7 protein-coding genes, 1 tRNA gene, 1 rRNA gene and 1 pseudogene are annotated in these 10,682 nt (G+C 69.3%); 1 reads left to right on the plus strand and 9 read right to left on the minus strand.

Translation table 11 applies throughout. The features are described from left to right. Nucleotides 1–173: 173 nt before the first annotated feature. Genes guaD through uraH form a run of 5 tightly spaced genes read right to left on the minus strand, consistent with a single transcriptional unit; the run spans nt 174 to nt 6,643 of the window. The gene (guaD, locus tag ACIPQB_RS25940) at nt 174–1,460 is read right to left on the minus strand and encodes a guanine deaminase (protein ID WP_446488135.1); all 1,287 of its coding nucleotides are present in this window, start codon (nt 1,458–1,460) and stop codon (nt 174–176) included. Continuing rightward, nucleotides 1,447–2,460: a xanthine dehydrogenase accessory protein XdhC gene (gene xdhC, locus ACIPQB_RS25945; protein WP_446488136.1), complete on the minus strand. Its 1,014-nt coding sequence runs from the start codon at nt 2,458–2,460 to the stop codon at nt 1,447–1,449. Before xdhC ends, guaD begins: the two co-directional genes overlap by 14 nt. A 44-nt stretch (nt 2,461–2,504) precedes the next feature. Beyond that, on the minus strand, nt 2,505–4,844 hold the full coding sequence (gene xdhB, locus ACIPQB_RS25950; RefSeq protein ID WP_446488137.1) for a xanthine dehydrogenase molybdopterin binding subunit: 2,340 nt from the start codon (nt 4,842–4,844) through the stop codon (nt 2,505–2,507). Continuing rightward, nucleotides 4,837–6,294 carry a xanthine dehydrogenase small subunit gene (gene xdhA / locus ACIPQB_RS25955; protein ID WP_446488138.1) on the minus strand — a complete coding sequence of 486 codons (1,458 nt, stop codon included), beginning with the start codon at nt 6,292–6,294 and terminating at the stop codon, nt 4,837–4,839. The genes xdhB and xdhA overlap by 8 nt, the downstream gene beginning before the upstream one ends. A gap of 1 nt (nt 6,295) precedes the next feature. Next, nucleotides 6,296–6,643, minus strand: a complete 348-nt coding sequence (gene uraH / locus ACIPQB_RS25960; protein ID WP_446488139.1) for a hydroxyisourate hydrolase — start codon at nt 6,641–6,643, stop codon at nt 6,296–6,298. Between the two features lie 362 nt (nt 6,644–7,005). Here uraH and ACIPQB_RS25965 point away from each other — a divergent pair, with 362 nt between their 5' ends. Then, on the plus strand, nt 7,006–9,306 hold the full coding sequence (locus ACIPQB_RS25965) for an NADP-dependent malic enzyme (protein WP_446488140.1): 2,301 nt from the start codon (nt 7,006–7,008) through the stop codon (nt 9,304–9,306). 170 nt (nt 9,307–9,476) lie between these two features. Here ACIPQB_RS25965 and ACIPQB_RS25970 read toward each other — a convergent pair whose 3' ends face one another. From ACIPQB_RS25970 to rrf, 4 genes and pseudogenes are all read right to left on the minus strand, one after another. Beyond that, a complete protein-coding gene (locus tag ACIPQB_RS25970) occupies nt 9,477–9,674 on the minus strand; it encodes a cold-shock protein (RefSeq protein WP_026171987.1) in 198 nt (65 codons plus the stop codon). A 141-nt stretch (nt 9,675–9,815) separates the two neighbouring features. Beyond that, a pseudogene (locus ACIPQB_RS25975) lies at nt 9,816–10,019 on the minus strand (cold-shock protein); the annotation flags it as partial. A 220-nt stretch (nt 10,020–10,239) separates the two neighbouring features. Then, nucleotides 10,240–10,316: transfer RNA gene (locus ACIPQB_RS25980), tRNA-Met, on the minus strand. 81 nt (nt 10,317–10,397) lie between these two features. Then, nucleotides 10,398–10,512, minus strand: a 5S ribosomal RNA gene (gene rrf, locus ACIPQB_RS25985). Nucleotides 10,513–10,682 lie beyond the last annotated feature (170 nt).

The following is a 10,682-nucleotide window of genomic DNA, read 5'->3' on the forward strand; positions in this document are numbered from 1 at the left end:
CGTCACCGATCTCCAAGCCGACATCTCAGACTTCATCAACCGCCACAACGCCGACCCAAAGCCGTTCCGCTGGACCAAGTCCGCCGACGACATCCTCGCATCCATCGAGCGGTTCTGCGTCTACAACGCGCCCGTCGAGCAATCCTGAGTTGGCGAACTTTTGAACCGGGACACTAGCGGCGATGCCGCTCCACCCCGGCCACGAAGGTCCGCTCGACCACCCGGTCGTCGCCCAGCACCATCAGGGCGAACAACCGGTCCTCCAGGGTCTTGGCCGCCGCCAGCCGTCGCGCCAGCAAGGGGGTGGCGGCCAGATCCAGCACCAGGAAGTCGGCGATCTTGCCCGGCTCCAGACTGCCGATCTCGTCCTCCAGCCCCAGCGCCCGGGCCCCGCCTAGCGTGGCCAGGTAGAAGGCGTGGAGCGGGTCCAGCGACTCGCCGCGCAATTGGCCGACCTTGTAGGCCTCGCCCAGGGTGTGCAGCACCGAGAAGCTGGTGCCGGCGCCGACATCGGTGCCGATCCCGACCTTGACCCCATGGGCGCAGGCGCTCTCCAGCGGAAACAGCCCCGAGCCGAGGAACAGGTTGGAGGTCGGGCAGAAGGCGACGGCCGAGCCGGCCTTGGCCAGTCGCTGGAACGCGTCGCCCTGCAGATGGACGCCGTGGGCGAAGACCGAGCGGTCGCCGACCAGGCCGAAGCGGTCATAGACGTCGAGATAGTCCGCGGCGTCCGGGAACAGCACCGCGGTGTCGACGATCTCGCGGATGTTCTCCGACAGGTGGGTCTGCATCCAGACGGTCGGATGCTCGGCCAGCACCTGCCCGGCCATGGCCAATTGCGCGTCGCTGCAGCTGATCGCGAAGCGGGGCGTGACCGCATAGCCCAGCCGGCCCTTGCCGTGCCAGTCGGCGATCAGGCCTTCCATGTCGGCCCGGCCGGTCTCGACGGTGTCGGTCAGGCCCGGCGGCGCATTGCGGTCCATCAGCGACTTGCCGGCGATCAGCCGCATGTCGCGCTTCAGGGCCGCGGCGAACAGCGCCTCGACCGAGACCCGATGCACCGAGCCGAACACCAGGGCGCTGGTGGTGCCGTTGCGCAGCAGCTCCTCGACGAAGAACTCCGCGGTCTGTTCGGCGTGGCCGCGGTCGGCGAAGGCGGCCTCGGCCGGGAAGGTGTGGCGCTCCAGCCAGTCGAGCAGCTGCTCGCCATGGGCGGCGATCATGTCGACCTGCGGAAAGTGGATGTGGGTGTCGACGAAGCCGGGCGTGATCAGCTTGCCGGTCAGGTCCTCGACCGGCGTGTCGCCCAGTTCGTCGGCCAGGTGGGCATAGGCGCCGCAGGCGACCACGCGGCCGTCCTCGACCAGCAGCAGGCCGTCCGCGTGGAAGGCGTGCGCCTCTCCATCTATGGTGCTCGGGTCGTCCTCCAGGTGGAAGATCGACGCCCTATAGGCTTGCAAGCTTGAGATCCTTTGTCCGTTCGCGGCGGGCGGCCTCAAGCCGCATCAGCAGGTCGGCGACCACCGACACGGCGATGACCTCCGGAGCCTTGTTCTTCAGGTGCGGCAGGCCGATCGGGCAGGTCACACGGCTGACCGCGCCGTCGCCGAAGCCGTCCCGGCGCAGACGGCCCAGGAACCGCGCCTTCTTGGTGTCCGACCCGATCAAGCCCAGATAGCCGAACCGCCCCCCGGCCAGGGCGGCCGCGGTCAGGGCGTAGTCCAGATTATGGTCGTGAGTCATGATCAGCAGGTAGGCGTCCGACCCCGCTTCCCGGGCGGCGGCGGCCAGTTCGGCCGGCGGCCGCACCACGACGCCGGGGATCTGACCCGCCTCGGGGCGGGCGTCGTACCACGACAGCCGGAACGGCAGGGGCTCCAGGGCCCGCGCCACCGCCTGGCCGACATGACCGGCCCCGAACAGCAGCACTGGCGGGCGTGGCAGGTCCTGCGGTTCGATCAGGACGTCGCCCAGCGACGGCCGCACGCCGCGCGCCGTCGCCGGTCCGCCCGCCAGGGTGATCGCCGCGCCCTCGGGACTGGAGGCGGCGAGCGGGGCGATGGTCTTGGTCAGGGCGCCGGGATCGAAGCGGGTGCGAACCTCGAACGCCTGGTCGGCGTCCAGCCGTCGGGCTGCGTCGGTCAGCCAGTTGACGGCGGTCCTGTCCAGCCGCTCGATCAGCAGCCGCACCCGGCCGCCGCAGCACTGGGCCAGCAGCGGGCCGAGCGGATAGTCCTGCAGGGCGAAATGCACCTCGGTCGCCAGCATTCGCCGGGCCTGGTCGGCGACCTGATGCTCCAGATTGCCCCCGCCGATCGTGCCCGCCTGGCCCTCGGCCCAGACCACCATCTTGGCCCCGGCGTCACGCGGCGCCGAGCCCTCGGTGGCCAGGATGGTGACCAGGGCGGCGGGTTGGTTTTCGGCCAGACGCGCCAGGGATTGCCGAGCCCAATTGCTCACGCCCCCTCTCCCTCTCCCTCTGGGAGAGGGTGTCGGTCGCGGCCCTAACCAAGACCCGCCCTCTTCTTCACGTCCTCGACCGCCATCAGGATCCGCTCCGGGGTGGCCGGGGCGTCCAGGTCGGGGAACACCTTGTGGTCGGCCACCGAAGCCACCGCCCGGTTGATCGCGCTCAGCACCGACAGGGCCAGCATCAGCGGCGGCTCGCCCACGGCCTTGGAGCGGTGGACCGTCGCCTCGACATTGCGCCCGGGCTCCCACAGCGACAGGTTCAGCACCGCCGGCCGGTCGCCGCAGGTCGGGATCTTGTAGGTCGAGGGGGCGTGGGTCAGCAGGCGGCCGTCGGCGCCATAGACCAGTTCCTCGGTGGTCAGCCAGCCCATGCCCTGGATGAAGCCGCCCTCGATCTGGCCCAGGTCGATGGCCGGGTTCAACGAGCGGCCGGCGTCGTGCAGGATGTCGGCCCGCGTGACCTTCATCTCGCCGGTTAGGGTGTCGATCACCACCTCGCTGCAGGCCGCGCCATAGGCGAAATAGTAGAACGGCCGGCCGGTATGGGTGGCGCGGTCATAGTGGATCTTCGGCGTGGCGTAGAATCCGGTCGACGACAGCGACACCCGGGCCAGGTGAGCCTGGCGGCACAGCACCTCGAACGGGATCAGTTCGGATCCCGCCCGCAGGCCGTCGGGCGTGAACACGACCTCGGCCTCGTCGCAGCCCCATTTCCGGGCCGCGAATTCGATCAGCCGCGCCTTGATCGTGTTGGCCGCGTTCAGCGCCGCCATGCCGTTGAGGTCCGTGCCCGACGAGGCCGCCGTGGCCGAGGTGTTGGGCACCTTGTCGGTGACGGTCGAGGTCACCCTCACCCGCCCGACATCGACCTTGAAGGCCTCGGCGACGATCTGGGCGACCTTGACGAACAAGCCCTGCCCCATCTCGGTCCCGCCGTGGTTCAGCAGGATCGAGCCGTCGGCATAGAGGTGGATCAGGGCCCCGGCCTGGTTCAGGTGGGTGGTGGTGAACGAGATGCCGAACTTCACCGGCGTCAGAGCCAGGCCCTTCTTCAGCACCGGGCTGCGGGCGTTGAAGACGTCGATCTCGCGCTGGCGGGCCTCGTAGTCGCAGGAGGCGGCCAGCTGCTCCAGCAGTTGCGGCGCGACATTGTCCTCGACCACCTGGTGGTAGGGGGTCAGGTTCCGCCCCTCGCCGCCATAGAGATTGCGCTGGCGCACCAGCAGCGGGTCCAGGCCCGTGGCCTGGGCGACGGCGTCCATCACCCGCTCGATCGCCGCCATGCCCTGGGGTCCGCCGAACCCGCGAAAGGCGGTGTTCGACACCGTGTGCGTCTTGAAGCGGTGCGAGACGATCTCGACCGCCGGCAGGAAGTAGCAGTTGTCGGCATGGAACATCGCCCGGTCGTTGATGGCCGGCGACAGGTCGGTGGTCGCCCCGCAGCGCGAGGCCAGCTCCAGGGAAAGGCCCAGAAGCCGGCCCTCGTCGTCGAAGCCGACCTCATAGACGATCTCGAAGTCATGCCGCTTGCCGGTCATGACCATGTCTTCGTCGCGGTCGGGACGGGCCTTGGCCGGGCGGCCGGTCTTGACGGCCACCAGGGCGGCGGCGGCGGCGAACAGCGAGGCCTGGGTCTCCTTGCCGCCGAACCCGCCGCCCATCCGACGCACCTCGACGGTGACGCTGGTGTGCGGCACGGCGAGCACGCGGGCCACCAGGTGCTGGACCTCGCTGGGATGCTGGGTCGACGACCAGACATGGACGTCGCCGCCCTCGCCGGGCGTGGCCAGGGCGACCTGGCCCTCGAGATAGAAGTGGTCCTGGCCGCCGATGGCCATCGTCCCTTGCAGACGACGCGGCGAGGCGGTCAGGGCGGCGGCGGCGTCGCCACGCGCCATACGCTGGGAGGCCTCGATCTTCAGGTCGGCGGCGCGGGCGTCGGCGATGGTGATGGCGGCCGGCAGATCCTCGTAGACGACCACGGCCTTGGCCGCGGCGGCGCGGGCGGCGGCGATCGAGGTGGCCGCGACCGCGAACAGGCTCTGGCCGACGCAGACCACCTCGCCGTCGGCGAACAGCCTGTCGTCGTGGATCACCGGGCTGACATCGTTCTCACCGGGAATGTCGGCCGCCGTCAGCACCGCCACCACGCCGGGGCTGGCGCGAACGGCCTCCAGGTCCATCGACACGATCCGGGCGTGGGCCCGCGCGCTCATGCCCAGATGGACGTGCAGCAGGCCGGCCGGCTCGGGCAGGTCGTCGACATAGAGGGCCGCGCCGCTGACATGGCGCAGGGCGCTGTCGTGCGGCAGCGAGGCGTGGACGCCCTGGAAGACGACGGGCTCGACGACCGTGGACGCGGAGTCAGCCATGCGCCGCCTCCGGCACGCGCGTCGGCAGGTCGGGCCGGGCGGACTCGATATAGACCTTGCGCAGCATGTTGCCGGCCGCCAGGGCGCGATAGGTCGCCGAGGCGCGGGCGTCGGTCAGGGGGGTGAAGTCGCCGGCCAGGGCTTCGACGGCGGCATGAATGGTGGTGCGGTTCCACAGCCGCCCCACCAGGGCAACCTCGCAGGCCATGGCCCGTTTGGGCGTGCCGGCCATGCCGCCATAGGCGATGCGGGCCGAGGTGACGACCTCGTCGACGATCTGGATGGCGAACGCCCCGCACACCGCCGAAATGTCCTGGTCGAAACGCTTGGACAGCTTGAACACCTTGAACAGGGTCCGTTCCACGCGGACCGGCAACAGCACCGCCTCGACGAACTCGCCGGGCCGCCGGTTCTGCTGGCCGTAGGCGATGAAGAAATCCTCCAGGGCCAGGGTCCGCTGGGCGTCGCCCTGGCGCAGCACCAGCCGGGCGCCGGCCGCGATCAGCACCGGCGGCATGTCGCCGATGGGCGAGCCGTTGGCGATATTGCCGCCGATCGTGCCGCTGTTGCGCACCTGGGTCGAGCCCAGCCGCCGCATCATGTCGCCGACGTCCGGATAGAGGGCGCTCAGGGTCTCCAGGGCGTCGACATAGCGCACCCCCGCCCCGATCCGCAGCCAATCGCCCTCGCGGGTCATGGTCTTCAGGGCGGCGACCTGGCCGATGTCGATCAGGGTGGCCAGCGGACGGCGCTGCTTGGTGACCCACAGGCCGATGTCGGTGGCCCCGGCCACGATGACGGCGTCGGGATGGGCGGCATAGGTCGCCGCCAGCTCGTCCAGGTCGCGCGGCGCGAACCAGCGTCGGGTCTGGCCGGCGATCGGATCGACATGCTCCAGCGCCAGCATCGAGTCGCGCCGCAGGTCGGCCAGTTGTTCCGCCACATCCGGGGCGGCCTCATCCGGGATCGCTTCGGCGGCGGCCAGGATTGGCCCGTAACCCGTGCAGCGGCACAGGTTGCCCGCCAGCACCTCGCTGACCGGCGCCCCCGTGCCCTTGGCGTCGATGGCCCGCGCGTACAGCGACATCACGATGCCCGGCGTGCAGAAGCCGCATTGCGAGCCGTGATGCTCGACCATCGCCGCCTGCACGGGGTGCGGGGCATCCTTGGCCAGCTCTTCGACGGTGATCACCGCCTTGCCATCGAGCATCGGCACGAACTGGATGCAGCTGTTGACGGCCCGCCAGGCGACGCCCTGCTCGCCGTCACGTTCGCCGACCAGCACCGTGCAGGAGCCGCAGTCGCCCTCGGCGCAGCCTTCCTTGGTCCCGGTCCGCCGCAGCGCGCCGCGCAGGTGCTCCAGCAGCGTCCGGGTCGGATCGACGTCGGCCGCCTCGACCACCTCGCCGTTCAAAAGGAAGCGCACCGCCCGATGTGGTTCTGGGCCCATATCAGCTGCCCCGATAGGTGGAATAGCCGAACGGCGAAACCAGCAGCGGCACATGGTGGTGCTGGGCCGGATCGGCGACGGCGAAGTCGATGACCACCACGTCGAGGAACGGCGGATCACTGACGGCCGCGCCGCCGGCGTGGAAATAGTCGCCGACCGCGAATTCCAGCCGGTAGCCGCCGGCGCTCAGTTGCGCGCCCTCGACCAGCCGGGCCCGGCCGTCGGCGTCCGTATGGGTTTCGGCCAGCAGCCTGACCTCGCCGTCGCGCCGGGCCGAGACCCGCACGCCGACCCCCGCCGCCGGGCGGCCCGCCGCGGTGTCGAGGATGTGGGTCGTCAGGCCGCTCATGCGTCTCTCGTTCCTGGCTCGGCGTTCCGGCGTTGCATTCTAAACCCTCGGCGTCGCCGGCGAAGCTGAAACCGTCCGGCCGGCAAGTCCATCCCGCAGGCCCCCTGAACCGTCACGGAAGCTCAACCGCCCGGCCAGGCGGCGTCCGGCGCCCAAGGGTTAGGCGCTATATAAGTCTTTTATTACTTAGTGAGCCACCACGGATCGGCGCGGTCGGGGTCATCGATGGCAAAAAACGCGCGCCGACGCGGCGTAAGGTTGGAATAAGCGGCCAACACCGGTAGCTAGGCCCTGACGGGTCGCGCAACGCCGATAAGACGATCCGCGCCGCTTCACCTTGCGCAGTCACCGAGGACCCACCGATGGACGAGGACTTCCGTAAAGCCGCCCTGGACTATCACCGTCTGCCGCGGCCCGGAAAGCTGGCGATCGAGGCCACCAAGCGGATGGCGACCCAGCGCGACCTCGGCCTGGCCTATTCCCCCGGCGTCGCCGCCCCCTGCGAGGCCATCGCCGCCGATCCCGACACCGCCCGCGACTACACCGCCCGCGGCAACCTGGTGGCCGTGATCTCCAACGGCACCGCCGTGCTCGGCCTGGGCAATATCGGCCCGCTGGCCAGCAAGCCGGTGATGGAGGGCAAGGCGGTCCTGTTCAAGAAGTTCGCCGGCATCGACGTCTTCGACCTCGAGGTCGACGCCGAGGATCCCGACCGCTTCATCGAGGTGGTCGCGGCCCTGGAACCGACCTTCGGCGGCATCAATCTGGAGGACATCAAGGCCCCAGAATGCTTCGTCATCGAGCGCAAGCTGCGCGAGCGGATGAACATTCCGGTCTTCCACGACGACCAGCACGGCACCGCCATCGTCTGCGCCGCCGCCGTCCGCAACGCCCTGGTCGTCCAGGGCAAGACCCTCAAGGACGTCAAGCTGGTCACCTCGGGGGCCGGCGCCGCCGCCCTGGCCTGCGTCGACCTGCTGGTCTCGATGGGCTTGCCGGTGGAAAACGTGACCCTGACCGACATCAAGGGCGTCGTTCATGCCGGCCGCGATCCCGACATGCTCGACAACATGGCCCGCTACGCCCGCCACACCGACGCCCGCACGCTGTCGGAAGTGCTGGCCGGCGCCGACATCTTCCTGGGCCTGTCGGCCCCGCGGGTGTTCAAGGCCGAATGGCTGCCGCTGCTGGCCCCCAATCCGCTGATCCTGGCCATGGCCAATCCCGAACCGGAGATCCTGCCCGAACTGGTCGCCGCCGCCCGCCCCGACGCCATCATGGCCACCGGCCGCAGCGACTATCCCAACCAGGTCAACAACGTCCTGTGCTTCCCGTTCATCTTCCGCGGGGCGCTGGACGTCGGCGCCAGCGAGATCAACGAGGCCATGAAGGTGGCGGCCGTCGAGGCCATCGCCGAACTGGCCCGGGCAGAGGCCAGCGAGGTGGTGGCCAGCGCCTATGGCGGCGTCGCCCCGATGTTCGGCGCCCAGTACATCATCCCCAAGCCCTTCGACCCGCGGCTGATCCTGCAGATCGCCCCGGCCGTGGCCCGCGCGGCGATGGACAGCGGCGTCGCCACCCGGCCGATCGCTGATTTCGACGCCTACCGCCAGGAACTGGAGCTGTTCGTCTACCGCTCCGGCCAGCTGATGCGGCCGGTGTTCGAGCGGGCCCGCAAGGCGACCAAGGCCCAGGTCGTGCGCGTGGCCTATGCCGAGGGCGAGGACGAACGCGTGCTGCGCGCCGTCCAGACCGTGCTCGACGAAGGCCTGTGTACGCCGGTGCTGATCGGCCGCCGCGACGTCATCGCCGCCAAGGCCGCCGAGATGGGCCTGCGCCTGGATCTGGGCGGCCGCGTCGAGATCCTCGACCCCGCCGCCGACACCGACCTGTTCGCCCCGCTGGTCGAGCGCTACCAGGGCCTGGTCAGCCGCCGCGGCGTGCCGCCCCTGGCCGCCGAGCGCCGGGTGACCAACCGCCGGACCGTCTCGGCCTCTATGCTGCTGCAGGCTGGGCATGTCGACGCCGCCCTGGTGGGCGGGGCCGGCGACTGGTGGCAGCACATGACCTATGTGCTGCCGATCATCCCCAAGCGCGAGAACGTCGGCCGGGTCTACGCCCTGTCGGCCCTCATCATCGACAACGGCACGCTGTTCTTCTGCGACACCCACGTCAATGTCGACCCGACCGCCGAACAGGTGGCGGAAATGACGCTGCTGGCGGCGGAATCCGTGCGCCGATTCGGCCTGACGCCCAAGGCGGCCCTGCTGTCGCATTCCAGCTTCGGCGCGTCCAACTCGCCGACCGCCCGCAAGATGCGCGACGCCCTGGCCCTGGTGCGCGAACGGGCGCCCGAGCTCGAGGTCGACGGCGAGATGCACGCCGACGCCGCCCTGTCCCAGGCCCTGCGCGACCGCCTGGTGCACGACAGCGCCCTGAAGGGTTCGGCCAACCTGCTGGTCATGCCGACCCTGGACGCCGCCAACATCGCCCTGACCCTGCTCAGCGCCGCCACCGAAGGCCTGCTGGTCGGGCCGGTGCTGCTGGGCATGAGCCGGCCGCTGCACGTGCTGACGCCCAGCGTCACGGCCCGCGGCATCGTCAACATGACCGCCCTGGCCGTCAACCAGGCGGCGGCCGAGCGCGAGCAGCGGCTGATCTGAGGTTTTCGGAGCGCGACCCGGATACCTTTCCAGGTCGGCGAGAGCGCGCACGAAAAAGCCCCGCAGGAACCCCGCCTCCGTCTCAGCGACGAAGGAAAGGTCCCGGCGGGGCCTGTTTCATGGGCTGAAGGGCCGGCCGAACGTTCCGCGTTCGGCCGGATCTCCAATCCCTAGAGGATGCGCAGGTTGCCGGCCGAGGTCTTGCCCGAGCGGCGGTCCTGTTCCAGTTCGTAGCCGACCTGCTGACCTTCATTGAGGCCGCGCAGACCGGCGCGTTCCACGGCCGAGATGTGCACGAAGATGTCGCCGCCGCCGTTGTCCGGCTGGATGAAGCCGAAGCCCTTGGTGCTGTTGAACCACTTCACCACGCCGGTGCCGGCTTCGCCCGCGCCGCCGCTGGCGCCGCCGCCGTAGCCGCCGCCCCGGGGGGCGTCATAACCGCCGCGCGGCGAGTCGAAGCCGCGCGCCGCAGGACGACGGGGGGCCGAAGGGGCCGCGCCCTGGCCGGTCACCCGCAGATTGCCGGCCGAGGTCTTGCCCGAACGGCGATCCTCTTCCAGCTCGTAAGCCACCTGATCGCCTTCGTTCAGGCCCGACAGACCCGAGCGTTCAACCGCGGCGATGTGGACGAACACGTCCTGGCCGCCGTCCTCGGGCTGAATGAAACCGAAGCCCTTGGCCGGGTTGAACCACTTAACGACACCGTTCGCCATCTTATCCTCAAAACCTCGTAGGCGGGCCAGTTGCCGACCCGCATCCTTCCATCCCGTTCTCATGACGCAAATCTGAGGAACGCGCTACGGGGTTTGAATGCAGAATCTCGCGGGGAAGCGGGTCATGCCGAAAAAATTTCGCGTGACAGGGCGCCGCCGCGGCCGAACCGCCACTATGAGTGGCGCCAAAGCCGCAGTCGAAAGCTAGACTGTAAGATCTTGGGTGCGGGGACAGGATTTGAACCTGTGACCTTCAGGTTATGAGCCTGACGAGCTACCGGGCTGCTCCACCCCGCGGCGAAGTGGGTAGTGGTGTGATCGTGTTGGGAGGGTTCTGGACTTTGAGCGTGAGCTCTACAGGAAGCATCCTTTTAGCGGACCTGGCGGCGACCTACTCTCCCGCGCCTTGAGACGAAGTACCATTGGCCCTGGGGGACTTAACGACCGAGTTCGGAATGGGATCGGGTGGGGAACCCCCGGCATAGCCACCAGGTCAGCAAAAAGGATGCTGTCGGGTGAGGGATTAGCTCACCCGAGCATATTGTGAAGAAGACATCGCCTGTCTGGGTATGTTGTAAAGCGTCAGTCATGGGTTTGACTGAAGAACGATCAAGCCTATCGAGCTATTAGTACCAGTAAGCTACACGCCTCGCGGCGCTTCCA

Source organism: Caulobacter sp. LARHSG274, assembly GCF_052871235.1.

Coding starts and splice junctions, on each gene's coding strand:
- xdhB (WP_446488137.1), bottom strand. CDS start 4,844: ATGGCTGACTCCGCGTCCACGGTCGTCGAGCCCGTCGTCTTCCAGGGC.
- xdhA (WP_446488138.1), bottom strand. CDS start 6,294: ATGGGCCCAGAACCACATCGGGCGGTGCGCTTCCTTTTGAACGGCGAG.
- uraH (WP_446488139.1), bottom strand. CDS start 6,643: ATGAGCGGCCTGACGACCCACATCCTCGACACCGCGGCGGGCCGCCCG.
- ACIPQB_RS25965 (WP_446488140.1), top strand. CDS start 7,006: ATGGACGAGGACTTCCGTAAAGCCGCCCTGGACTATCACCGTCTGCCG.